Source organism: Proteiniphilum saccharofermentans, from assembly GCF_900095135.1.
GTDB lineage: Bacteria > Bacteroidota > Bacteroidia > Bacteroidales > Dysgonomonadaceae > Proteiniphilum > Proteiniphilum saccharofermentans.
In genome coordinates, this window is record NZ_LT605205.1 from 2,680,808 (window position 1) to 2,705,572 (window position 24,765).

Annotated in this window: 20 protein-coding genes; 15 read left to right on the plus strand and 5 right to left on the minus strand. The window is 42.0% G+C overall.

Going from position 1 to position 24,765, the window contains the following annotated elements; translation table 11 throughout:
- Positions 1-17 precede the first annotated feature (17 nt).
- The 6 genes from PSM36_RS10580 (at position 18) to PSM36_RS10605 (ending at position 5,626) form a co-directional block, all read left to right on the plus strand.
- Positions 18-563 (plus strand): DJ-1 family glyoxalase III, encoded by a 546-nt coding sequence (locus PSM36_RS10580; RefSeq protein WP_076930870.1) that lies wholly within the window; start codon positions 18-20, stop codon positions 561-563.
- A 228-nt stretch (positions 564-791) separates the two neighbouring features.
- Entirely contained in the window at positions 792-2,846 is a 2,055-nt protein-coding gene (rpsA, locus tag PSM36_RS10585; RefSeq protein ID WP_076930871.1) for a 30S ribosomal protein S1, read from the plus strand.
- A gap of 183 nt (positions 2,847-3,029) precedes the next feature.
- On the plus strand, positions 3,030-3,494 hold the full coding sequence (locus PSM36_RS10590; protein WP_232001416.1) for an RNA polymerase sigma factor: 465 nt from the start codon (positions 3,030-3,032) through the stop codon (positions 3,492-3,494).
- Positions 3,478-3,999 (plus strand): hypothetical protein, encoded by a 522-nt coding sequence (locus PSM36_RS10595; protein ID WP_076930873.1) that lies wholly within the window; start codon positions 3,478-3,480, stop codon positions 3,997-3,999. Before PSM36_RS10590 ends, PSM36_RS10595 begins: the two co-directional genes overlap by 17 nt.
- A 12-nt stretch (positions 4,000-4,011) precedes the next feature.
- Complete coding sequence (locus tag PSM36_RS10600) at positions 4,012-4,476, plus strand: DUF4252 domain-containing protein (protein ID WP_076930874.1); 465 nt, start codon at positions 4,012-4,014, stop codon at positions 4,474-4,476.
- Between the two features lie 181 nt (positions 4,477-4,657).
- Complete coding sequence (locus PSM36_RS10605; RefSeq protein ID WP_076932194.1) at positions 4,658-5,626, plus strand: TIGR01212 family radical SAM protein; 969 nt, start codon at positions 4,658-4,660, stop codon at positions 5,624-5,626.
- 30 nt (positions 5,627-5,656) lie between these two features.
- Here PSM36_RS10605 and PSM36_RS10610 read toward each other — a convergent pair whose 3' ends face one another.
- The 3 genes from PSM36_RS10610 to PSM36_RS10620 all read right to left on the minus strand — a co-directional run bounded on the left by PSM36_RS10610 (position 5,657) and on the right by PSM36_RS10620 (position 8,469).
- Complete coding sequence (locus PSM36_RS10610) at positions 5,657-6,385, minus strand: lipoate--protein ligase family protein (protein WP_076930875.1); 729 nt, start codon at positions 6,383-6,385, stop codon at positions 5,657-5,659.
- Entirely contained in the window at positions 6,382-7,449 is a 1,068-nt protein-coding gene (locus PSM36_RS10615) for a LacI family DNA-binding transcriptional regulator (RefSeq protein ID WP_076930876.1), read from the minus strand. The genes PSM36_RS10610 and PSM36_RS10615 overlap by 4 nt, the downstream gene beginning before the upstream one ends.
- A 141-nt stretch (positions 7,450-7,590) precedes the next feature.
- Positions 7,591-8,469 carry an AraC family transcriptional regulator gene (locus PSM36_RS10620; RefSeq protein ID WP_076932195.1) on the minus strand — a complete coding sequence of 293 codons (879 nt, stop codon included), beginning with the start codon at positions 8,467-8,469 and terminating at the stop codon, positions 7,591-7,593.
- Between the two features lie 131 nt (positions 8,470-8,600).
- On the opposite strand from PSM36_RS10620, the gene uxuA reads away from it, so the two are divergent.
- The 9 genes from uxuA to PSM36_RS10660 all read left to right on the plus strand — a co-directional run bounded on the left by uxuA (position 8,601) and on the right by PSM36_RS10660 (position 22,126).
- On the plus strand, positions 8,601-9,818 hold the full coding sequence (gene uxuA, locus PSM36_RS10625) for a mannonate dehydratase (RefSeq protein WP_092027054.1): 1,218 nt from the start codon (positions 8,601-8,603) through the stop codon (positions 9,816-9,818).
- Between the two features lie 639 nt (positions 9,819-10,457).
- On the plus strand, positions 10,458-11,432 hold the full coding sequence (locus PSM36_RS10630) for a DUF6807 domain-containing protein (protein WP_232001417.1): 975 nt from the start codon (positions 10,458-10,460) through the stop codon (positions 11,430-11,432).
- Between the two features lie 11 nt (positions 11,433-11,443).
- On the plus strand, positions 11,444-12,337 hold the full coding sequence (locus tag PSM36_RS10635) for a DUF6807 domain-containing protein (RefSeq protein WP_076930877.1): 894 nt from the start codon (positions 11,444-11,446) through the stop codon (positions 12,335-12,337).
- A 12-nt stretch (positions 12,338-12,349) separates the two neighbouring features.
- Positions 12,350-13,732, plus strand: a complete 1,383-nt coding sequence (locus PSM36_RS10640) for a Gfo/Idh/MocA family protein (protein ID WP_076930878.1) — start codon at positions 12,350-12,352, stop codon at positions 13,730-13,732.
- Positions 13,733-13,894: 162 nt separating this feature from the next.
- Entirely contained in the window at positions 13,895-15,331 is a 1,437-nt protein-coding gene (locus PSM36_RS10645; protein ID WP_076930879.1) for a putative oxidoreductase C-terminal domain-containing protein, read from the plus strand.
- A gap of 164 nt (positions 15,332-15,495) precedes the next feature.
- The gene (locus PSM36_RS10650; RefSeq protein ID WP_083711016.1) at positions 15,496-18,606 is read left to right on the plus strand and encodes a SusC/RagA family TonB-linked outer membrane protein; all 3,111 of its coding nucleotides are present in this window, start codon (positions 15,496-15,498) and stop codon (positions 18,604-18,606) included.
- Between the two features lie 13 nt (positions 18,607-18,619).
- A complete protein-coding gene (locus PSM36_RS10655; RefSeq protein ID WP_076930880.1) occupies positions 18,620-20,536 on the plus strand; it encodes a RagB/SusD family nutrient uptake outer membrane protein in 1,917 nt (638 codons plus the stop codon).
- Between the two features lie 305 nt (positions 20,537-20,841).
- Positions 20,842-21,003 (plus strand): hypothetical protein, encoded by a 162-nt coding sequence (locus PSM36_RS17905; RefSeq protein WP_394333033.1) that lies wholly within the window; start codon positions 20,842-20,844, stop codon positions 21,001-21,003.
- 172 nt (positions 21,004-21,175) lie between these two features.
- Positions 21,176-22,126, plus strand: a complete 951-nt coding sequence (locus PSM36_RS10660) for an IS30 family transposase (protein WP_076931995.1) — start codon at positions 21,176-21,178, stop codon at positions 22,124-22,126.
- 133 nt (positions 22,127-22,259) lie between these two features.
- On the opposite strand, the gene PSM36_RS10665 is transcribed toward PSM36_RS10660, so the two are convergent.
- Together PSM36_RS10665 and PSM36_RS10670 are read right to left on the minus strand one after the other, a co-directional pair.
- The gene (locus tag PSM36_RS10665) at positions 22,260-22,598 is read right to left on the minus strand and encodes a cupin domain-containing protein (RefSeq protein ID WP_076930881.1); all 339 of its coding nucleotides are present in this window, start codon (positions 22,596-22,598) and stop codon (positions 22,260-22,262) included.
- 108 nt (positions 22,599-22,706) lie between these two features.
- Positions 22,707-24,761, minus strand: coding sequence for a DUF2264 domain-containing protein (locus PSM36_RS10670; protein ID WP_076930882.1), 2,055 nt, complete (start codon positions 24,759-24,761; stop codon positions 22,707-22,709).
- Positions 24,762-24,765: the final 4 nt, after the last annotated feature.

Consider the following 24,765-nt stretch of genomic DNA (forward strand, 5'->3'; position numbering starts at 1 on the left):
ACTAAAATACTGCAATCATGAAGAAAGTAGCCCTCTTTTTAGCAAACGGTTTTGAAGAAATTGAAGCGCTCGCGACCGTAGATATTTTAAGAAGAGCGCAGATACCGGTTGAGGCTGTATCGATTTCAGATACAAAAACCGTGACCGGTGCACATAACGTGACAGTCATTGCGGATACAACCTTTCAGCAAGCCGACTTTTCAAATGTTGAGGTATTAATCTTGCCGGGTGGAATGCCGGGCGCCAAAAACCTCAACGAACATGAAGGGTTAAAAGAACTGATCACAAAGTCTAACGGAGAAGGAAAACAAATCGCCGCTATTTGTGCAGCACCAATGGTATTGGGTGGACTTGGCCTGCTTAATGACAAACGGGCCACCTGCTATCCCGGGTTTGAAGCCGAACTGGCAGGTGCGCAGACAACAGGTGAAAATGTAGTGGTCGACGGCAATATTACCACAGGAAGGGGCCCGGGACTGGCATTCGAGTTTGCATTAAGGTTGGTAGAGCAGATCGCCGGCCTCAAAACAAGACAAGAGGTGCAGAACGGACTGTTACTCTGATCAATGAATAGGGCTAAAGCAGAGTCCTTTAGATATTTTGTGGTCACAAAATATCGTCAGATAAAGATTTAGTCGTATTCTGACCTGCAAATACTATCCGGAACCGTTTTCACTCAAAAAATTAATGGTGCAAATAGTTGTCTATTAACAAAGAAACAACTACCTTTGCACCGTTTTTTATCAATATAATGTCTCACTTATTTAATTGAAAAAATTATTTCACAACAAATGACAGAAAATTTAAACAATGTGGCTCCAATGGAAGATTTCGACTGGGCCGCCTATGCTGAAGGTGATTCTTACAGCAAAGAAAGTAAAGAAAAACTTACCGAAAGCTACGACAACACCTTGAATAAAATCAATGACAAGGAAGTAGTAACAGGTACTGTGACCTCCATGAACAAACGCGAAGTGGTTGTAAACATCGGTTATAAATCCGATGGCGTGGTATCGATGAATGAGTTCCGTTACAACCCGAACCTGAAAGTTGGTGACGAAGTAGAAGTTTACATCGAAAGCCAGGAAGATAAAAAAGGACAGTTGATCCTTTCTCACAAAAAAGCACGTGCTTCCCGCTCTTGGGATCGGGTCAATGCCGCGCTTGAAAACAACGAAGTTATTAACGGATACATCAAATGCCGTACAAAAGGTGGTATGATCGTAGATGTATTCGGTATCGAGGCGTTCCTCCCCGGTTCACAAATCGACGTGAAACCTATCCGCGATTACGACATCTTTGTCGACAAGACAATGGAATTCAAGGTAGTTAAAATCAACCCTGAATACAAGAACGTGGTGGTATCTCACAAAGCCCTTATTGAGGAAGAACTCGAACAGCAGAAAAAAGAGATTATCTCGAAACTCGAAAAAGGACAGGTACTCGAAGGTGTCGTGAAAAACATCACTTCTTACGGTGTATTCGTCGACCTTGGCGGTGTGGACGGTCTTGTACATATCACCGACCTCTCCTGGGGACGTATCCAGCACCCGGATGAAGTGGTGAAACTGGACGACAAGATCAACGTGGTAATCCTCGATTTCGACAACGAGAAAAAACGCATCGCACTTGGTCTGAAACAGCTGACCCCGCACCCATGGGATTCATTGAGCGAAACCCTGAAAGTAGGTGACATCGTCAAAGGTAAAGTGGTTGTGATTGCTGATTACGGCGCATTTGTAGAAATAGCACCGGGCGTAGAAGGATTGATCCACGTTTCAGAAATGAGCTGGACACAACACTTGCATAGCGCACAAGACTTTATGAGCGTAGGCGAAGAGGTAGAGGCAGTCATCCTGACTCTCGACCGCGACGAACGTAAAATGTCTCTCGGTATCAAACAACTCAAACCCGACCCATGGGAAGATATCGAACAGAAATATCCGGTTGGCAGCACTCATACTGCAACTGTGCGCAACTTCACCAACTTCGGCGCATTTGTTGAAATTGAAGATGGTGTAGAAGGATTGATCCATATCTCCGACCTCTCCTGGACGAAGAAAATCAAACACCCGAGCGAAGTGACCGAGATCGGTGCTCCGATTGAAGTACAGGTACTCGACATTGACAAGGAAAACCGTCGTTTGAGCCTCGGCCACAAACAACTGGAAGAAAATCCCTGGGACGTATTTGAAACTATCTTCACTGTAGGTTCCATCCATGAAGGTACTATCATCGAAATGCTCGACAAGGGTGCAGTTGTATCTCTCCCTTACGGCGTAGAAGGATTTGCTACTCCCAAACATCTTGTGAAAGAGGACAACTCCCAGGCTCAGATGGATGAGAAACTGGAATTCAAAGTGATTGAGTTCAATAAAGATGCAAAACGTATTATTGTCTCTCACAGCCGTATCCATGAAGATCTCGCTGATGACTCCAGAAAGAAGGGCAATAATAAACGTACCGGTGGCAGAAAAGAAGGTGGAAATGAAACCGCTGCCGCTATCCCTGCAATGGAAAGAACCACTTTGGGTGATATCGAAGAATTGGCTGCTTTGAAAGAAAAACTCGACAGCCAGAAAATTGAAGCACTCAATAAGAAGGTGAAACAGGAAGAAGCTGCCAAAGAGGCCAAAGAGGCCAAAGAGGCCAAAGCTGCTGAAGCAAAAGCGGAAGAGGTGAAAACTAAAACCGAAGAAGTGAAAGCAGAAACCGAAGAGGTAAAAGCAGGAACTCCTGAAGTTGCCGAAACTAAGGCAGAAGTGAAAGCGGAAGAAACTACTTCGGAAGAGTCGAAAGCAGAAAACAAAGCTGAAACCGAAAAACCCGAAACAGATAAAGAATAATAATTCTTTATCTACATAATGTAAAAACTGTCCGGAAATCCGGGCAGTTTTTTTTATGGATTTATTTTATAAAAAAAATCGACCGGGTTATGTAAGAATTTCCCATTATATTCGTCTATATAGTATATGAATGTCCGGCAGTTCCAATATCAGATCCTTTGCCTCTCCGATAAATCATATCGGATGGCACTATCGATCCTAAAAGATGAAAGCAGTGCAAAAGATGCATTGCAGGAACTTATGATGCGGCTGTGGGAAAAGCGCGAGCAATTGGATGCCATTGCCAATTATCAGGCATTTGTACTCACATCGATGCGTAATCTGTGCCTCGATATGATCCGGAAGTCAATTCACACACATGAAATTCCGGACGACACTGAATACAACGCTCCCAATCCGCATCAACAAACGGAACAAGCTGATATGATAAACCACATCGGTAGTATGATCGATACACTGCCCGAAATGCAACGAACTATTCTCCGCATGAAAGATGTGGAAGAGATGGAATTGGAGGAGATCGCCCGGATAATGTCGATGACGGAAAATGCCGTCACCGTAAACCTCTCCCGGGCGCGGAAAAAACTTCGCGATATGATTATAAACAACCGAAAAAAGGAGAATAAAGTATATGAACGATATAGATAATCTGCTTGAGAAATACTTCAACGGCGTGTCATCAACCGAAGAAGAGAAAAGGCTGAAGAACTATTTCGAGGGAACAGGGATACTTCCCGAACACGAAATATACAGACCGGTTTTCGCTGCTTTCAACACGGAAAAACAGATAAAGGCGCCGGTGATGACCTTCCCTGAAAAGAAAACAAGGAGACCTGCGATTACACGACGTATAATCATTCTACTGGCAGGATCAGCCGCGATAGGACTACTGGCTGTCGCATTCTCTAACCTGCAGTACGCACGCTCACAACATCCTGAATATATGGTTATTGTAAACGGCAAACAGGTCGTCAATCAGCATAAAGCACAGCAATACGCCGAGCATATGCTTTCGGAAACGGACAAGATCATTGAGAACTCCTATCAGCTTTTCCGTGAAGCGGCCACTATAAATCAAGATCTTAATGCCGAGAAGATATTAAAAGAGACAGATCAAAAAATAGAATGTATAAAAACAAATTATAAACAATAAATCCAACACATTATGAAGAAATTATTTTCAATTATGCTTATAATGCTGGTATTTTCAGCAGTAGCATCAGCACAACAGGTAGAGAAATTATTCGATAAATATATGGAAGATGAACGCTTCAATTATGTATATAGAAAAGGAAGTGCCGGCTCTGTGTTGGATAGGGCAGACCTGGAAAATCTGAAAACAGATGCATTTAATATCCGGTTTAAATCGGATCGTAACAAGGAAAATGAGAAAATGCTTATTCTGAATTCAGCCAATGAAAGTTTTCAGAAGAGTTTTATGGCCGAAGTGGATAAAGCCTTGGAGAGTGATAAATTTGAAAACACGTCCTATGTCCGCAATGGTAAAGACAATCGTGTATCGGAATATATACGCAAATCATCCGATAAGATGGAAGAAGTGCGGGTTATCAAAAACGGCAGTGGAAATGTCGTTCTGAAATGGGAATTATACACGATCAGGAAAAAATAACCGGTTAATTAACTCTACTTTTTTTAATATATAAATTTCTGAACGGGAATGCGGCGTGAGCCATATTCCCGTTATTTCAGTTTTATTTCTCTCCCCATATATCGAAAACATTTTACTCCTACAATTGTTTAAGATAGAGGTTTAATATCCCACCATTATTATATCAACAAATTTGACGATCGTGTTCTCAAACGACAAACCATATCGTGATTTTGCCGAATTCCTTTCAGCAAAATTCCCCTATAAAGTACAAAAAATTTCCGTCAATGCCGGCTTTACCTGTCCCAACCGCGACGGCAGCAAAGGACGTGGCGGATGTACCTATTGCAACAACCAGAGTTTTAGCCCCGGCTATGGCAAACCGACCAAAACTATTTCAGAACAACTGGCCGACGGTATCAATTTCTTTTCTCACAAATATCCGGAGATGAAATACCTCGCCTATTTCCAATCCTATACCAACACCTACGACAGTCTGGATTCTCTTATCTCCAAATATGAAGAGGCTCTCTCCTACCCCAACGTTGTAGGATTGATAGTAGGTACCCGCCCCGACTGTATGCCAAAAGAACTGCTCGATTATTTTGAAGCACTCAGTAAAAAAACGTTTGTCATGGTGGAATATGGCGTAGAATCAACATTGAATAAAACGTTGGAGAGGATAAACCGTCAGCATACTTATGAGGAATCCGCAGAAATGATCGAGGAAACTGCCGGACGAAACATTGTGACAGGTGCACATATGATCCTGGGATTGCCGGGGGAAAGTACTGAAGAAATACTCTCTCATGCAGACAAGCTTTCACAACTACCTCTGACAACCCTGAAACTGCATCAGTTACAGATCATCAAGGGAACCGCCATGGCAAAAGAGTTCAGGTTATTACCGGAATCGTTTCACCTTTTCGAACTGGATGAATATGTGGATCTGTGTATCGACTTTGCGGAACGGCTGAAACCGGAAATTTATATCGAACGGTTCACCTCCCAATCTCCAAAAAAACTGTTGATTGCACCTGCTTGGGATCAGAAGAATTATGTGGTAACGGAAAAAATCATGAAACGCTTCCGGGAAAGGGATACCTGGCAGGGACGACTGTATGGCCAATTACAGGAATATTCCCAACCTGTAGTAAATCCTTTTACGTGAAATTCCAGAACCGTCCCGGCTAAATAGCTATTACATCCTGTAATTCCACATCCTTTGTATATACTTGTCTCTTTGTAATACTTCTATCTTCTCTTTCTCACGGCTTCCAAAAGAGTCGATATTCCCTGTCCCCAGTACCAGGCCCACCTGCTGCACAAACTGCCGGAAAAATTGCTCAGGCTCAGGACTGATTCCTTTCATATTTTCTAAATATGACCGGATATTTTTCACGGGACTGGGAACCGAAGCGGTTGCCTTCCTGACCAGATCCCTCTTTTCAGGGTTGAGAGCCTTCAAAAGCATCTCCAAGTCAGTATCATAAAGCAACGTACCATGATGTATCTCCCGACCTTTAGAAAGATGTGATGCAGTACCGGATATTTTATAGCCCTCTAACCAAAGATCCTTTCGTTTCCTTACTTCAACGGGAATATCCAAAGTACGCAATGTCTCCACTACCGGATCAAGGAAACGAGTGCTCAACGGCTCCCCTGTTTTTCCATGAATAAAACTGTAATTCAGGTTGCCTGTATCATGATACACTGCTCCCCCACCCGACAATCGACGTACAATACGGATATCGTGTTCAATGCAGAAGTCCTGGTCAACCTCATTCAATACAGCCTGATTAGATCCGATGATAACACTTGGTTCATTGACATACAGCAGTAAGAAATCTTCTCCTATTCTTGAGAAAAGATGTTCTTCTGCGGCTAAGTTAAACGAAGGTGACCTAGATTGAGACAGGATAATATTCATGACATGAAATTGAACTGGTTGTAATAACCGATAGTCTCTTTGGTTAGAATATCAAGCTGTGTGTAATTCTCTACTTTTACCGGTTTCCGGTATATCAGATATTCAATTAATGTTTTCATTGCCAGAAAACCCTGGTGTTCCGGTTCCTGCCCGATCAGAAAATCGATATATCCATTTTTCAATCCCCTTATATTGGGTGCCGTAAGGTCCAGACAAACCAGCCTGATATCATCGATCCCGTTTCTATCGAAATAATCGGCAATAAGCCCTCCCCTCGAGTTAAGTACCACTATTCCCCCAATATTCTGCTGGGTCTGAAAAAATTCTTCCAACTGTTGGTCAAATTTTTCCGGTTCCATAGCAGTAAAAGGTATTCTCCGCACACTGTTGGTGATGCCCTTTTCGCTGAGATAATCATTAAATCCTTGCTTTCTCAGTATACTCGTATTGGCACTCTGGGCTCCTATCCTCACAGCCTGCAACATCCCAATATCACTCCCTGAAGGAATGATGGAGGTAATCAGTTTGGCCACCAGATAACCGCAAATATAATGGTCGGAAGTGAAGAAAGCGAGCGGTGAAGTATCCTCCAAGGGAGAGTCAACAAAAACATAGGGGATTTCTCTTTCATCCAACTGTTTCGTCAGGCGGACGGTCACTTCCTTGAAAGTAGCACCGATAATGACCGCATCGGCATCTGTTTGTGCTATCTGGTCATGCACCTCCCTGCAGGAATAAATATCATATTGGTTATAAGTATATATCAAACACTGTACCCGGATATTTTCAAACTCTTCCAAAGCATGGCGGATACCGGAATGGATACTCTCCCAATATTCCCCCTCCATCACATGCGGAGTAGTGATTACCACCTTGTATTTTCTCTTTAATGATAATCCGGAGATATGGATATTCGGCTTGTAATTTACTTTCTTCAGCACCTTCTCAACAGCAATACGTGCCGATTCAGATACATTTCCCCTGTTATGAAGTATCCGGTCGACCGTGCCTGCCGAAACTCCCGCCATTTGCGCAATATCCTTAATACGAACTTTTCGTTGCATATAGGGTGATTTTATAGATATTTAATAAACACAAACATGTTAGTGAATAAACAAGATAAGTGTAATTGTTTTTACAAAGTAACGAATTAATTTTGAATTTATGTGAGAATACAGAAACGGTTCCGGTACACGGAAATATATTTACACAGCCTTATTAAACTCCAGTATATATTCTGTAGGCGTATAACCCATTATCTTTTTGAACTGCCTGTTAAAATTGGAAATATTATTATACCCTGTTTCGTAGCAAATCTGGGTTATCGTCAGCCTTCTTTCCAACAACAGTTTACATGCATAACTGATCCGGAGTTCGTTGATATATTGAAAACAGGTCTTACTCGTTTTTTCCAGAAAGTAACGACAGAATGCACTTACATTCATCCCTGCGATATCTGCAATATCTTGCAGTGTAATTGCTTTAGTATATTCACGATGCAGGAAAGCTTTGACTTTAATTATACGGGGATCTTTATCATGGATATTTATAAGAGTATCTTCACTCTCATCCCTCAATAACCTCTTTTCTTGTGACTGGCTCATCATGGAAAGAATTTTTATTGTCTCCAAAAGTAAGTCAAGCCCACTTAACCGAAGTGCCTTTGTTATTCTTTTTCTTATTGTCTTATTCGCATCCTTCTCAAAGTAAATGCCGTATTTAGCATCCTCCAGTAATTTTTTTATCTTGGAAAATTCCGGATACTGTTGAAGGGAATAATGAAAAAAATCCTTGGAAAATTGAAGGGTAATAGCATTCACCCTGTACTTCGGGTCATTCTGATAATATTGAATATCATTTCTGTACATATGGGGGACACTGCTTCCAAGCAGCACCAAATCTTCATCGGAAAACAGCTCGACATTATTCCCCACAAATCGCGTACCGGTACTTTTCAATATATATACAATTTCATACTCTTCATGAAAATGCCAGGGAAATTTGAAATAATCATAATCACACCATTTTATCTTCACCGGTGACCCGCTGCTGAGATTCAGCTTCTCATGCATTATTTTTGCCATAGCCATATAATTTGCCGCAAATATAGTATTAATAATTGCAAATATCAAACTTGTCGGATATTTATAAATATGAATACATTTGTAAACTGAATAACACCGCCGTCTATCGGCCATAAAACATAGAATGAATCATGTTGTTGGAAAGGACTTGGAGATGGTTTGGCATGGACGATACAATCAGCCTGTCCGATTTAAAACAGATCGGCGTAGAAGGTATCGTCACCTCTTTGCATCACATAAAGCCGGGTACTGCCTGGCATGTCGATGACATCCTGCCCGTAAAAAAAATGATTGAACAGGAAGGCCTTAAGTGGAGTGTTGTGGAGAGCCTGCCGGTATCGAACGACATAAAATTAGGAACGGATAAGCGGGATGAACATATGGAAAATTATAAAACTTCCCTGGTTAATCTGGCCCAATGCGGTATCAAAACCGTCTGCTATAATTTTATGCCTGTGTTGGATTGGGTAAGGACGGATCTCCGTTACAAAGACAGCGATGGCACGGAAACAATACTGTTTGACTATCACACTTTTGCCGCTTTTGACCTGTACATTCTAAAGAGAGAGGGTGCAACCGATGATTATCCGGAAAGCATTATCCTGAAAGCAAGGGAAATATACGAGTCTATGGATAATGAGGAGAAAGAAAAACTTGCCTACAATATCATCATAGTTACGCAGGGTTTTATCAATAGTGACGTTGAAGATACCAATAATTATAAAAAGTTATTCCTCCATTCAATAGGACAATATAAAGCATTAGGCCCGGATAAGTTCAGGGATAATCTTTCCTTCTTCCTGAAAGAAGTGATACCGGTTGCCGAAAATCATGGAATACGATTATGTATCCATCCTGATGACCCTCCCTTCTCTTTGTTAGGATTACCCCGCATTGCCAGTACAATAGAAGACTTTGAGCGGATATTCTCACATAACAACTCCCTTGCCAATGGACTTACTTTTTGTACCGGCTCTTTGGCAGCCAGAAAGGACAATGACTTACTTCAGTTTATTGAAAAATTCGCAGACCGGATTCATTTTGCACATCTCCGGAATCTGAGATTTTTAAATGATCATTGCTTTTATGAATCGGGACATCTGGATGGAGATATAGATATGTATCCGATCGTGAAATTATTATTGAAAGAACAATACAGGCGAAAAAACGAAGGACGCGAAGACATAAGAATCCCGTTCAGGGCAGATCACGGAAAGAAAATGCTGGATGATTTCCATAGAAAATCCAATCCCGGCTATCCACTGGTCGGGCGAATAAGGGGACTGTCGGAAATCAGGGGATTACAAACGGCAATAGAGCAGATTGTGAAAAGTAAAATAAATCCGTAAAGACGCTCCAAAGCGGCGGTTTTAACTACTATAGTGGAATATAAAAATCAACGGACCGAATAATTCCTGCAAATTTTATACCTTCATATGCAAAAATAATATTTTGTTTTAACACAACACCAAGCTATTTTTGTGATCTGAGCCTTAATGAAAATTAATTGAAGATTTACCTTGGCTGTTCACGTACACAAAATATGCGTTAGGGTAGATATTAGGGAGAATATAAGCATTTTTTAATAAAGTGACAGACAGTAATGGAAATAAGTGGATAAGTTCAAGTTTGTCTGTAAATAACAGTTTACGTAAATACTATATAAATCTAAACAAATCAGGGAAATGAAAAGGAAAACTTCAAATCTATCAAGAGGAATGTTGCTCACACTTGTGTGGATATCTTCTTTATGTGTATCTGCCCAAACAATAAACTTTTCAATTATTATTAAAAAACCTTGCGTTAATACGCCTGTTTCGATTTCGGTAGATGATTTAATAGCTGATATAACCAGTGAAACATTCGCATTATATGAGGTCACCCCTTCAGGAGAAAAACTTATACACAGCCAACTGGAATCGGATTACACTTCTCGCCTTTGGTTTATATTAGAAGGTTTTTCCGCAAAAAATTCAACAAGGAAATTTGTGCTTAAATTTCAAGAACAGGATTCTCCCAATAAATCAAATACTGATATTCACATTTATAAATCGGGAGAAAACCTCACCCTTCGTCAGAAAGAGCAGCAGATTTTAAGCTATCGTTTTGGTACGATGTACCCCCCCGAAGGGGTTGATCCTTTGTTTAAGCGCTCAGGATTCATCCATCCCCTGTGGTCTCCGGGAGGTGAAGTATTAACCCGTGTGCAGGCTCCCGATCATTATCACCATTATGGTATTTGGGGGCCGTGGACATTAACTCATATAAATGACCGGAAAGTCGATTTCTGGAATTTGTATGAAGGCCAGGGGACGGTGAAGTTTGCCGGGTTCTTGTCCGAAACAACCGGAAGTGTATTCTCAGGTTTTCGCGCGTTGCAGCAACATATTGATTTTGGAGCAAAGGGAGAAGACCAGATAGCAATCAATGAGATTCTGGATGTGAGAGCCTGGAACATACACGACGGAGTAAGGATCATTGACTATACCACTATATTAAATACGCCATTGCCGAACGGTATCATGCTCGACGCATACAGATATGGAGGTGGCATTGGTTTCAGGGCAACAGAAAAATGGACGAAGGATAATTCTACTGTGCTGACATCTGAAGGGAAAACAAGGATAGATGCGGATGGCAGCAACGCACGTTGGTGTATTGTGGAAGGGGAATCGGAAGTACAGGAAGGCCGGTCGGGGATTCTCTTTCTGAGCCATCCTTCAAATCGTGCACATCCTGAACCTATGCGCGTTTGGCCTCTCGATGCAAATGGAGGCAGAGGTGACATGTTCTTCGAATTTACCCCTATTCGCCATAGATCGTGGGAACTGCAGAAAGGAAGTAATTATATTCTTAAGTACAGGATGATAGTCTTTGATGGAAAAATCGACAAAGAGGCAGCAGAAATGTATTGGAATAGTTTTGCCGCAACACCTGAAATTAAAATTGACTCAAAAAAATAAATTATAAAAACATGAAAAAGATCGTATTATTCATTTTTTTTACCGGGCTTATTCATAATGCCGCCCTTCCCCAACCAAAAGTAACTGCAGAAAAAACTGGAGATAAAATTGAGATAAAAGTAAACGGGAACCTATTTACAAATTATATTATTTCGGAACATGAGAAATATCCCTTTTTCTTTCCGGTGAATGGCCCTTCAAACGCTTCCGTAACCTCAATGCGCAATGCAAATTATCCACATCATAGTTCACTCTTTTTCGGGTGCGACAGGGTAAACGGAGGCAATTACTGGCAGGAGGGCTTAGAGAGGGGGCAAATCATTTCCCTGAGAGCCGATATTATTGAAACAGGCAATGATAAGGTAGTAATCGAAAACGAATGCATCTGGAGGCGTCCCGGCGCCGATGCTCCCATCAAAGACAAACGGATTATTACTATTTCCGCCCCGTCAAAAGGCAAATTCCAAATCGATTTTGATGTCACGATGGAAATACTGATAGATGTGGTGATCGAAAAAACAAACCATTCGCTGTTCAGTGGACGCATGGATCCTGATTTGGCAGTGATTAACGGGGGAACAATAGTCAATGCCGAAGGGGAGACCGGAGAAAAAGCTACTTTCGGGAAACGTTCCCCGTGGATAGACTGTCATGGTAAAAGGCAAGGAAAAATAGAAGGAATGGCTATCATGCAGCATCCTTCCAACGACTGGTACCCCGCTCCATGGTTCACGCGCGATTATGGTTTTTTTTCCCCCACTCCTATGTACTGGCCGGAGAATGATAAAACTACCACGCTGAAAAAGGGGGAAGTGATCAAACTCAGATATCGGGTGCTTGTGCACAGCGGCAACCATATCGAGGCCGGAATAGCCGGGGAGTTTGAAAAATATAAATCAGAATAAATTCAAATAAAAATGAAAAGAAGAATGTTTATAAAAAAAGCAGCGGCAACAGCAGTCGGAACAGCGGTTTTTCCTACCATTGTTCCTTCATCGGTGTTCGGCAAAAATGCACCAAGCAATAAAATTCATATCGGACAGATTGGTTGTGGCAGAATTGCCCGGGATCATGATATGGCAGAGACAATAAAATATGATAAAGCGCAATTCATGGCTGTTTGCGATGTGGACAGCAAACGTCTGGCGGATGGGAAAAAGTATGTGGATGAATATTACACGAAAAAGACCGGTAAAAAATCCTATTCAAATGCGAAAATGTATGAAAATTACATCGATATGCTATCCGATAATGAAATTGATGCTGTAATTATCAGTACACCGGATCATTGGCATGCCGAACCTGCCATCCGCGCTGCTTTGGCTAAAAAGGACATATATTTGCAAAAGCCCACATCGTTAACTGTTGAGGAAGGTAGGCTTTTAAGCGATGTGGTACGTCGTCAAAATGTGATCCTCCAGGTAGGAACGCAGCAACGTTCATCTCCCCAATTCAGGATAGCGGCAGAATTGGTGAGAAACGGGAGGATTGGCAAGCTTCATACTGTGAAAATAGGATTACCCGGTGACCCTTCCGGTCCCGAAGCAAGTGAAATGCCTGTTCCTAAGAATTTGAATTACGACATGTGGCTCGGATCAACCCCTGAAGTTTATTATACCGAAATCAGGGTTCATCCCCAAAACAACTATGGCCGTCCTGGATGGTTGCGTTGTGAGCAGTTTGGTGCGGGTATGATTACCGGATGGGGACAGCATCATTTTGATTCGGCCGCATGGGGTATGGATACGGAATACACAGGCCCTGTTTCTGTGGAGGCTATCGCGCAATTCCCCAAATCGGGGCTGTGGGATGTGCACGGCGATTTTATGGTAAAAGCGGAGTATGAAAACGGAATAACCATGTACACAAGTGGAGGTTATCCCAACGGCATCAGATATGAAGGCACCGATGGATGGATTTTCGTTTCCCGGGGTAATTACGTAGCATCTACAAGTGATCCGGTGGCTCAGGGAAATAATGCAAAAGCGTTGGATGCCAGTGATCCGAAAATTTTGACTTCAGAAATCGGTGAAAATGAGATTCATTTGTATAAGAGTGACAATCAACACGGGAATTGGCTTAACTGTATAGAATCGAGAAAAGAACCCATATCGCCGGTAGAAATCGGGCATCGTACCTGCACCGTCTGTCTGATCAGTCATATCGCAATGAAAATTCCGGGCAGACTGGAATGGGATCCGAAACTCGAGAAGTTCAAAAACAGTGAATTGGCAAACTCTATGCTGAGAAGACCGCAGAGGGCCCCATACGGTACAGATTATATTCAACTATCTCAATAAGCTAAATGAGCAGAACTAAGCTTGCTTGAATGTTTTCGATAAGCGATGTGCGGAAAGCAAACTTGTTTGCATTATGCCGTCGCGAGAAAACAACTAAGTTTACTTGAACTAGCCATAGCGAGAGATAGTCTAACTTAAATGAAATTTTAAAGAATTGAAGTAATGAGAAATATTCTTTATAAACTGGTGATTATTCTTGGAGCCCTTTTACTCTTTTCATGCAATATGCGTAAAGACACAGAAAAAGAACAATCGCCGACTACGTTTACAGGTCAGGACGGAGAGATCAGATTAGTGGTATTGGATCCAGGTCATTTTCATGCCAGTCTGCTTCAGAAATTTCCACAGCGTCAGGTCAACGACACCGTACACGTATATGCGCCTGAGGGGAACGAACTTGATCAGTATCTGGAAAGTATTGAAAGTTATAACCAGCGCCCGGAAAACCCGACTAATTGGCAGATAGTGTTATATGCCGGGAAGGATTATCTCGAGAAGATGATTGAAGAGAAAAATGGAAATGTAGTGATTCTGGCTGGAAATAACAGGAAAAAAACCGAGTATATTTTCCAGTCGCTCAATGCCGGATTCAATGTCCTTTCAGATAAGCCGATGGCAATCAATAAGGAAAATTTCAATCTACTCAAGGAGGCTTTTAATTCTGCGGACGCACATGGCTCATACTTGTTGGATGTTATGACGGAAAGGAACGAGATCATCAATACACTTACCCGTAAACTTGTGAACAGGAAAGAACTGTTTGGAGAATTACAAGCCGGCACCCCGGATAATCCCGGAATAGCCATGGAAAGTGTGCATCATTATTATAAGGAAGTATCCGGAAATACACTGGTTCGTCCGGCATGGTTTTACGATGTGGAACAACAGGGAGAAGGAATTGCAGATGTGTCGGTACATTTAATAGATCTAATCAACTGGCAGTGCTTTCCTGACCAGATAATCGATTATACCAACGATGTACAAATGACAGCCGCAAGTCATTGGCCCACCAAATTGACGTTGCAGGATTTTTCCCGGTCAACAAAGATGAATGCTTTCCCCGATTTCCTGCAGAAATATATCAATAATTCAGTATTGGAGGTTTATGGTAACGGAAAAATCGATTATCAGGTAAAAGGAAAAAATATATCAATGACCGTTCTATGGAATTATGAAGCTCCCAAAGGAGGTGGTGATACTTATAATGGCCTTATCAGGGGAACGAATGCGTCTATTGAAATTACTCAGGATCAATCGGTTAACTATATAAAAGAATTATTTATTCAAAAAGAGAAATCTTTTGATGAACAAACTTTCGATTCTAATATAGTGAAAGCAGTGACAGATCTGCAAGCATCGTATCCTTATGTATCGGCAGAGAAAGTTGCGGAAGGAAGGTATAAGATCATTGCTCCTTTGGAATTCAGAAAAGGACATGAAGACTATTTTGGAATGGTAGCCGAAAAATATTTCGGGTATCTTGTGAACCGGGATATGCCGGAATGGGAAATATCAAACACCATAACAAAATATTATATAACGACAACCGCTTTAGAAATGGCGAAAAATATTAATCACCCTGAATCTCACAATAATTAAACCATTTATTATTTATTTTTTTAATTAGATCATTATGAAAGAAAAGAATGAATTTTTTCTCTATTCAAGAAAGTTGAAGATGGGAGATGGGACCATGAAACTGACGTTGGCCGGTTTTATTATGGCCTTACTTTTCTCTTTCCCTATAAGCTCTTTCGCTTTAGGTGAATACTCTACCCCCCCCCCCCGCAATCCAACCAATTGAACAACAGCAAGTTACAAGGACAGCAAGCGGTCGTATCATTGACACTCAGGGCGAATCCCTGGTCGGTGTAAATGTAATTGAAGCCGGAACAACCAATGGAACCGTCACCGACATAGACGGGAATTACACATTAAAACTCACCACCTCAGATCCAATGTTGAATATATCTTATATCGGATTTGAAACACAAACAGTAAATGTGGGAAACAGAAGCGTTATTGACATTACTTTAAAAGAAGAGACAAGCTTCCTGGATGAAGTAGTGGTCATAGGATACGGAACCATGAGGCAGAAAGACCTGACGAGTGCCATATCTACGATTAAAACGGAAGCGCTCAAAGCGGAGAGCCCTCGTTCCATTCAGGACCTGCTACGGGGTAATTCTGCTGGATTAAATATTGGTTTTGCCAATTCGGCAAAAGGAAGCGCGGGACTGCAAATTAGAGGTGTGAATACGTTAAAAGCCGGTTCAGAACCTCTTATCGTGTTAGACGGAGTTATTTTCGAGGGAGCTTTAACGGATATCAATCCTATGGATGTAGCTTCTATTGATATTTTGAAAGACGCCAGTTCTGCAGCCGTTTATGGAGCCAAAGCGGCCAGCGGGGTAATCGTTATTTTAACACAAAAAGGAGGGCGAGGCGGCAAACCTTTAGTATCTTTCAATACTTCAACGGGTTTCGTGCAGTCGGCCAATCAGCCTAAGTTATTAGATGCAGAAGGTTTCATGCAATATCGAAGAGCCTATGAGATAGGTAAAAATACGGATGCATATCTGCAACAATATCCCGAAATTTTTGAAGATCCACGTAAACTTCAAAATGTAAATCAACGCGACTGGTTCAACTATGACAAACAAACACCGGTAGAAACCTTTACCGAAGAAGATCTTTTAAGAACCTGGGCGTCCCGTTTAGAACTCAAAGCACCGGAAATCGACAACTTTATCCTTAACAGGACGACCGATTGGGCGAAAAAAGTATTCCACATAGGCTTACAGCAAGATTACCAGGCAGCTATATCAAACAGAACCGACGATGTCTCTTACTATTGGTCATTAGGTTACTCTGATAGAGAAGGAATCATTGTAGGAGATCGATTTAGCACTTTCAGAACACGACTTAATCTGGAGTCTACAATTACTCCTTTTTTGAAAATAGGTTTGAATTCAGGTTTCTCATCCAGAAATGAAGGCTATCTACAAGCCGATTGGGGACAAATGGTTAGAATATCTCCCTACGGAGCAGATGAGATCGGCAATCCGGAAGTGGAGGAATATATCTGGAAATATCCCACCTCGGACGTAACCCCGGTAAACCCTTTCTTCGATAATTTATACAGAGACCGGAAGGACGTGTACAGTGCTTTGAATGCAAATTTATACGCTATTGTGACACTGCCTTTCGAAATAGAATATCAGTTTAACTACATTCCATATCTTGAGTGGCGGGAATATTACAACCACGAATCTTCCAAGAACTTTTCATGGGCGGCAAGCGGGGGAAGGTCTGAACGCACAACACATAAAATCTATTCGTGGCAGGTCGATAATGTATTGAGATGGAAAAAGAGGTTCAATGGGATTCATAATATTGAGACCACTTTTTTGGTAAACGCTGAGCAAAGACAATATTGGAGTCAAAAAATGACTGCCACACAATTCTCGCCAAACGATATTTTGGGATATCACCGGATACAGGCAGGAACTGTTCCACTGAATGAAAGTAATGATACATACCGTACGGGAGATGCCTTGATGGGAAGGTTGTTTTACTCGTTAAAAGACAGATATATGATTACCACATCCGTTCGGAGAGACGGTTATTCCGCCTTCGGGCAGAGAAATCCCCGGGCTGTTTTTCCGGCTGTAGCCTTAGGATGGATCTTTACAGCAGAAAAGTTTTCAGAACCGATAACGAGTTGGTTCGATTACGGCAAACTGCGTTTCTCCTGGGGTGAAAACGGGAACAGGGATATCGGGCAATACGAAGCATTATCGGATATGGTATCCGGACCACACCCCTACATCGACCAAAACGGGAATGTGTATATCACATCACAGATCTATGTGAACAGGATGTCCAATGTCAATTTGAAATGGGAGCGTACAGCTTCCGTCAATGTTGGACTGGATTTCTCTTTCCTGAATAACAGGATCAGCGGCGCTTTGGAAGCTTATAAAGCCACCACAAACGATTTGTTGGTAGATAGGGCGCTCCCCGAGATTATCGGATATAACAGTGTGGCCGCAAACCTGGGGAAATTAGAAAACAGGGGATTTGAAGCAACGGTAAATGCAAATATCATTTCGAGTCCTAAGTTTGACTGGAACGCTTCCGCTAACTTCTCGCTGAACAGAAGAAAAATCGTAAGCCTCTATGGTGATATGATTGATATAATAGATGACAACGGGAACGTAATCGGACAAAAAGAAGCCGATGATATTAAAAACAAATGGTTTATCGGGCAAGACCCCGACCGTATATGGGATTATGAACATATAGGTGTCTGGCAAAAAGAAGAGGCAACGGAGGCTGCTATATATGGTTTACAACCGGGTGATTTTAAATACAAAGACCAAAATGAGGATGGAGTAATGACAGATGAAGACAAGATATTTCAAGGGTATACTACTCCTCGCTTCAGATGGACATTACGTAACGAATTCGTTTTTTATAAAAACCTCTCTTTATCAACCATGATATATTCTTATTGGGGACAATACGGCTCATTTAACCGTGCAGCAAACGTTTCCAACTTTCCAGACAGATGTTCGGAATATGTTCAGCCTTACTGGACTGCTGAAAACAAAATAAATGATTATGCCCGTATAGGCTCTAAAAATATTGGGACAGTGTATAAAGAGAAATCATTTATCCGGCTCGAAAACATCACATTGTCATACAATGTGCCCAAAACGTTGATTCAGAAAATATCTGTTCAGGATATGCGTTTATCACTCTCTGTTAGAAATGTAGCTGTATTTTCTCCTGACTGGAACTTCTGGGATCCCGAATTGAGCGAGCCTACCCCCCGAATTTACAATATCAGTTTAAATTTCACCCTTTAATATTTCAAATAATATGAAGACATTATTATCAAAACATAATAAAACAATACTCCTGTTGGGGATATTTATCTTAACATGGAGTTGTTCTGATAGCTGGCTGGAGCCAAGACCCTTGTCTTTTTATACTCCGGAAAATACATATGTCGATGCTGCGGGTTTTTATGCCGCATTAACCACATGTGAACGCAATATGAGACACGAGTATTTCGGAGACGGATCTCCCATTCTGACGGAATTTATTCTGTCGGATATGGCTGTGGAAGGAACCACCGATAAAGCCGGTCCTCAAATGGATCTGGATGTTACACTTTTACCGGATGCTAATCTGAACAGCGAGAATACAACAAGAATAGGATGGTATTGGTACGAAGGTTATAAAGGTGTTAAATACGCGAATGTTGTAATTGCAAGAATTGATGAGGCCCAATATAAGGATGAAGCTGAAAGAAACGCGGTGCTGGGATCAGCTTATTTCCACAGGGCATACCGGTATTATAAACTTACCCACCAGTTCGGCAACGTTCCTTATCTGGACTGGGAAATAGTAGAACCCAAATACGATTTTTACTCGTATGACCGATGGTCCATTCTGGAGAAAATGCTTCCTGAACTTGAGTTTGCCTATCAATGGGTTCCTGAGAAAGTAGACCGTGGAAGAACGTCTAAAGCAGCTTGCGGAGTATTGCTGATGAAAGTTTGCATGGCGTTGGGAGAATTTGACCGAGCTATTGAAGTGGGTAATGAAATTGTTGCCAAACACCCGTTAATGACCCAGCGGTTTACGGTAAACCGGACAAAACCAGGAACAAACCTGATGCACGACCTTCATAGTGTAGAAGCCAAACTTGACCTGAGTAATACAGAAGGATTGATGTATGTGGTTGCATATCCTGAAGTTGACGGTTCTGCCAGAATTCAAACCATGCGCAATGGTGTGCCTTTTTGGAACAGTGGGAACGTGAGGACACCCAACGGAAATGCAGGGACAAGTGTTAGCATCCATGCTTCAGAAACCGATCCTTTGATGGATTTGAACAAAAGCTACGGAAGAGGAATTGGTCGCTTACGCCCGACATATTATTATACCAATAAGGTCTGGACGGAAAAAGAGATGAATGATTTGCGTGGAATTTATAATCGCGATAGTTGGAAAAGCCCCGAAGACTTAAAGTATAACCACCCCAATTTATTAACATCGAGCGATCCATTGGTCAAGGAATGGTACGGGAAAAACATGATTAAACCTGTGGCAATGTCGGTAGAAGACACTATCCGCTGCTGGTTCTCATGGCCCCATTATAAACTCTTTGTTCCTGATCCACTTCAAACACAGTGGGCCGGAGGAGAAACCCCCTGGTACATTTATCGTTCTGCCGAAGTATATATAATGATGGCAGAATGTTATTACTGGAAAAGTCAACCCGCACAGGCGGCTGAAGCTTTAAACGTAGTCAGGGTAAGAGCGGGAGCCGATCCTTTGACAGCTGCAGATATAAATATCGGCGCTATTCTGGATGAAAGGGCAAGGGAGTTGTATTATGAAGAAAACAGAAAATCCGAATTAACAAGAGTAGCATATACCTATGCAAAGACCGGAAAACCTTGTGAAGTATTTGGCGGCAGAGTGTACAGGCTGGATAATTTCTCCGGACCGGGAGGAACAGGGGCAAATATAAAACAGGAAGGAATTAACTTTTATTATGATTGGATAATGAAACAATCCAATTTCTATAACAAAGGCGTAAAACATACATGGGCAGAATATAAAATGAGCGTACATCATGTTTTATGGCCCGTTCCTGCAAATGCTATAAATACAAATATAAGAGGAATCATCAATCAGAATATTGGTTATCCTGGAGCAGAAAACAATGTTGAACCTTTAATAGTTCCCAAAGAAGGAACTGTGCTTGGACCGGATACGAATTAAAAGAAGAAGTATCTTCGGATATCTTGTTAACCGGAATATGCCAGAGTAGAAAATATTGAAACAGTAAAAAATCGATTTATCATCTCTTTCAAATCCTGGCCCACTCCGGAAAGTCAATATACCTGACTTTTCCGGGGTGGAGTTTTTATGATCATGCTGCAAACCAAAAAAATGACGTTACGGCTATGAAGGCGCTTGAGTCAAGCGATGCGCCACATATGATCACAAAAAAATGAGATAGTATCCTCTTAATTTTCGACTGCATAATTACCTGTATCATAAACAATGGATCAAATAATATAAAGATGAGAAATAAAGTTTCAGAATACGACAGAAATAGGAAAATACATGGATTCAACCACACGCATGCCTCTGGAGCAGGAGGAAATTCAAAATATGGTAATATCCTGGTAATGGCAACCCGTAGTGAAATTGATGTATATAACTATGGCCTAAGTTCAACTTAGAAGTGCAACATCCACGTGTTGTTTTTTGAAATGATTCTTCACAACAATCATGAAAAACACCGCGGGGGTTTGCCTAACGGCCGGGGGCGCGCAAGCCCCCGAAGAGAGTCGGACAGCAACATAAAAGAAAAAGGAGACCGAAGTCTCCCTAAAATTAACTATTATGTTGCTTATGAAAAAATACAAACAGTTAACTTCAGAACAAAGGTACGCGATTTATTTAGGTTTAGAAAACGGTGACACCCAGCGGACGATCGCGAGCTTGATAGGTGTCAGTCCTTCAGCGGTGTCCAGGGAGTTGCAGCGCAACAAGGACAAGCGCGGGGGCTACTCGTGGCGACTGGCCCACGAGATGGCGATGGAGAGAAGGGAACGCCTGCCCGGCAACCGGGCCACCCCGGAATGGATCAAACAAAAGGTGATCCGGCTCGTGCGCAAGGACTGGTCGCCCGGGCAAATCAGCGGACACCTGAGAAAGAAGGAGAATATCCGGGTCTCCCACGAGACCATCTACAAGTGGATCCGGGAGGACAAGAAGGCCGGGGGCGACCTTTACAAGCATTGCCGTCACAGGCTCAAGCACCGCAAGAGACCGGTGGGCTCCGTTAGAGGCATCCCCAACCGCAGGAGCATCCGGGAAAGGCCCGTGGAGGCCGACGGGAAGCGCTTCGGCGACTTCGAGATGGACACGATGATAGGGGCCGACCAGTCGGAGGCGATACTGACGGTGACGGAAAGGAAGACGAACCTCGTGATGATCGGGGAACTGCCCCGCGGAAGGGACTCGAAAGGGTTGGCCAAGGTGCTGTGCCGCATGTTGCTACCCTACAAGGACGTGATAAGGACGATCACCACGGACAACGGCTTGGAGTTCGCGGCGCACGAACGGATCACGGAGATGCTGGAAGCCCCGGTGTACTTCACCGACCCCTATTCGGCATGGCAAAAAGGATCGATCGAAAACGCGAACAAGCTCATCCGGCAATACATCCCCAAGGGGGCGTCCTTCAAGGACTATCCACCCGACAGATTGAAGCGGATACAGCACAGGCTGAATGAAAGACCGAGGAAAAAATTGGACTTTAACACACCCAAAGTTGAGTTTTACAAACAATTAATGTAAATTGCACTTGCTGCTTGACTCTGCCTGGATCTGAAAGAATAAATGAATTTGCAGAACCCGGTTTCTTTTCAGTCGACTGCCAAAGGCAACAGAAGCAGGATAAATCTCATTTTCATACGCAGCAAACTTTCTTTTAAATAAAATCTTCCCGCATGGGGCTGAACGCATCTATTAACATTCCCGACTCAATGCATTTCGTACTATGCTTTATATTCGGAGGAATATATATTCCATCCCCTTCTTTGACCTTTTTCATGATCCCGTCCACAGTGAATTCAAAAACTCCACTTGCCACGTAGGTACTTTGAGAATGATAGTGAGAATGTTCAGAACCTATCGCTCCTTTTTGAAATTCTACTTTTACAAGCATAATTTGGGTATCAAATCCCATAATTTGCCTTCGTATCCCATCACCGGCCGGACACCACGAAATTTCATCCTTAAATAAAAATAAATCACTGCAAGTTTCCATAAAAACACAGTTATAATTAGTAATTCTTTAAAATAAGTTATCAATATTGAAGCTCGTTAAATTTTGTTCGATTAATTAAACTATTACGTTAAAAATCATGTGTTCCAATTAGCACCTTCTTCTTCCATCGATATCTTGGAAATCAACTTTAAATACCTTACTATCAGAAATGGTAATAGTCGCGCCCAATGTGGAATAACTTTTGGTCACATCTTCTATCTCAATATTCTTTATCGGATTCAACTCCTCTTCGGTCCAATCACTGTCATCCATCTTGTGTAGCATAACTGTCACGAGTAATTCCATAGGGGGGTTTTTGTCAAGACATTTTTTTCGGGCAAATATAACCGTACTTTCATCTGCTTCTGCATTCCGGTTCGAATGGACAAGACTTTCGAGTTGATCCCAACCCCTATAAGATATTAAAGCCAGGCTCCTACCGGGAATAGAAGCTGTAATTACCTTCCTATTGTCCTTCTCAAACTGTTTAACCACTGCATTTTTTCCATCTAAGTGAGGTAAACCATAATGCCCGAGAGTAATTTCGTATTCAAAGGCCAAGCGTGTACGATCTACCCTGATAACTCCTCCAGGAATAGCAATTTCTGCCAAGTCGAGAATGTATCCAACCCCATTATTGGGAGGCTTGCGCATTATGGCTTGCCGGTACAATACGTCGTCAATAACTCCATTGAATACCATACTTTGCGAAATCGTGAATTTTTGATTTTCTAGCGCGTCATTGTCAACAGTTAGCCCGGTAAGGTAAAAATTCACATCATCTCCTCTCAAGTCGCGGGGATCAAGACTGCGGTAACAGTACTCCATGGCAGTACCTCCGGAAGGATCATGATCTTCCCATGGAAAATGTGTATTATAAGATAACTTTGAGTAATTTGGGTCATCGTAATACACCTTCCCTGGAATTATTTCTGAAGTTCCCGTTTTTCCATGGTTTACTAACACGAGCCCCGGATTCTCAAGCACCAATTTATTAGAATCATTGCCAAGGGATTCCCAGAGACCGTCATTTTCCTTTGCTGTCCAGAAGGGCGAATCCTCAGGAAGAGCCAAGCAAATAAAGGGCAGGAACATCAAAAATGGACTTCCGGCGCAACTGTAGTTTTGCACCATATACTCCTTCTGTCCATAAAATCCCAGACTAGGAATTTCATTGTAATAAAAATCTTCACGTGTTACGAACTGCAATAAGGAGCCTGAGCAAAGACGCCTGGCCCATCCCGGATCCAGTAATTCCGGGTTTTTCAGCATAAACGAGACCGGGAAAGCCCCTGATACCCAAGTCCGGTAACAGATACTCCGTGACCACATGTTTATATATCCATCACGACCAAAAAAACTGGGCAACGATTTCATGAGTTGCTGTGCAGACCTTTCAATTATTTCAGCAATTTCAGGGTAATATTCGTCTCCGAATGTTCGATTCCATATGGTTGTATAAACAATAAAAAGGCTGATTGAGTAATAATTATAAGTTTGCTCCAAATACCACCCGTTCCCTGAATGATAAGACGCTATCCATAGCAAATGACTTTTTAACAGCTCATCATCAATCTTATACCCATATTTTTTTAAAAAGGAAAGAGCTACAATGTTAAAAATACGCCAGTTATTTTGTGTAGTTCGGTGGTGAGCCCATTTTGATATGCATTCAACCATCTCATTTTTTTGTTCTTCGCTATAGTGTGTCCAAATAGTATCCGGCATCAGAAGTAACGTCTTGAATAATCCTCCAAACTCGCAAGTGAATTGATAATTGGAGTCGGGCAACTCCTCCGGTAGCGGTATTGAATTGGGATGACCGGGTGTAAAAGCTCTGTAAAAGTGTAAAGAATAATAATCTCTTAGATTAATTCCTTTGATCGTAGTGTCAGGATCAATCTGTATCAGCGGACCTGCTAATGTAAATGTTCGTTCTAAAGCCTCAAAATCAGCCGCCCGATATCGCCACTCGGGTGCGTTTGGCTGAGGGTAAGTCTTACCCGGGACAATGGGGAAACTCATATGCTGATCCATGGAATCAACGTGAGAAAAAGCTCCCTCCAGAAGAAATTTTGCCAAATCAATGTAATGCTCTCTTGTCATACCTGTCATAGGACTTAACTCTAGGTCAGGATTTGTTATTTCAAATTTTCTTTTCATATGA

Excerpts from the sequence above, each read along its gene's own strand:
- uxuA (WP_092027054.1), top strand. The coding sequence starts at position 8,601 with ATGTTGTTGGAAAGGACTTGGAGATGGTTTGGCATGGACGATACAATC.
- PSM36_RS10610 (WP_076930875.1), bottom strand. The coding sequence starts at position 6,385 with ATGAATATTATCCTGTCTCAATCTAGGTCACCTTCGTTTAACTTAGCC.
- PSM36_RS10660 (WP_076931995.1), top strand. The coding sequence starts at position 21,176 with ATGAAAAAATACAAACAGTTAACTTCAGAACAAAGGTACGCGATTTAT.
- PSM36_RS10600 (WP_076930874.1), top strand. The coding sequence starts at position 4,012 with ATGAAGAAATTATTTTCAATTATGCTTATAATGCTGGTATTTTCAGCA.
- PSM36_RS10670 (WP_076930882.1), bottom strand. The coding sequence starts at position 24,761 with ATGAAAAGAAAATTTGAAATAACAAATCCTGACCTAGAGTTAAGTCCT.
- PSM36_RS10615 (WP_076930876.1), bottom strand. The coding sequence starts at position 7,449 with ATGCAACGAAAAGTTCGTATTAAGGATATTGCGCAAATGGCGGGAGTT.
- PSM36_RS10590 (WP_232001416.1), top strand. The coding sequence starts at position 3,030 with ATGGCACTATCGATCCTAAAAGATGAAAGCAGTGCAAAAGATGCATTG.
- PSM36_RS10655 (WP_076930880.1), top strand. The coding sequence starts at position 18,620 with ATGAAGACATTATTATCAAAACATAATAAAACAATACTCCTGTTGGGG.
- PSM36_RS10645 (WP_076930879.1), top strand. The coding sequence starts at position 13,895 with ATGAGAAATATTCTTTATAAACTGGTGATTATTCTTGGAGCCCTTTTA.
- rpsA (WP_076930871.1), top strand. The coding sequence starts at position 792 with ATGACAGAAAATTTAAACAATGTGGCTCCAATGGAAGATTTCGACTGG.
- PSM36_RS10595 (WP_076930873.1), top strand. The coding sequence starts at position 3,478 with ATGAACGATATAGATAATCTGCTTGAGAAATACTTCAACGGCGTGTCA.
- PSM36_RS10635 (WP_076930877.1), top strand. The coding sequence starts at position 11,444 with ATGAAAAAGATCGTATTATTCATTTTTTTTACCGGGCTTATTCATAAT.
- PSM36_RS10620 (WP_076932195.1), bottom strand. The coding sequence starts at position 8,469 with ATGGCAAAAATAATGCATGAGAAGCTGAATCTCAGCAGCGGGTCACCG.
- PSM36_RS10665 (WP_076930881.1), bottom strand. The coding sequence starts at position 22,598 with ATGGAAACTTGCAGTGATTTATTTTTATTTAAGGATGAAATTTCGTGG.
- PSM36_RS10640 (WP_076930878.1), top strand. The coding sequence starts at position 12,350 with ATGAAAAGAAGAATGTTTATAAAAAAAGCAGCGGCAACAGCAGTCGGA.
- PSM36_RS10580 (WP_076930870.1), top strand. The coding sequence starts at position 18 with ATGAAGAAAGTAGCCCTCTTTTTAGCAAACGGTTTTGAAGAAATTGAA.
- PSM36_RS17905 (WP_394333033.1), top strand. The coding sequence starts at position 20,842 with ATGAGAAATAAAGTTTCAGAATACGACAGAAATAGGAAAATACATGGA.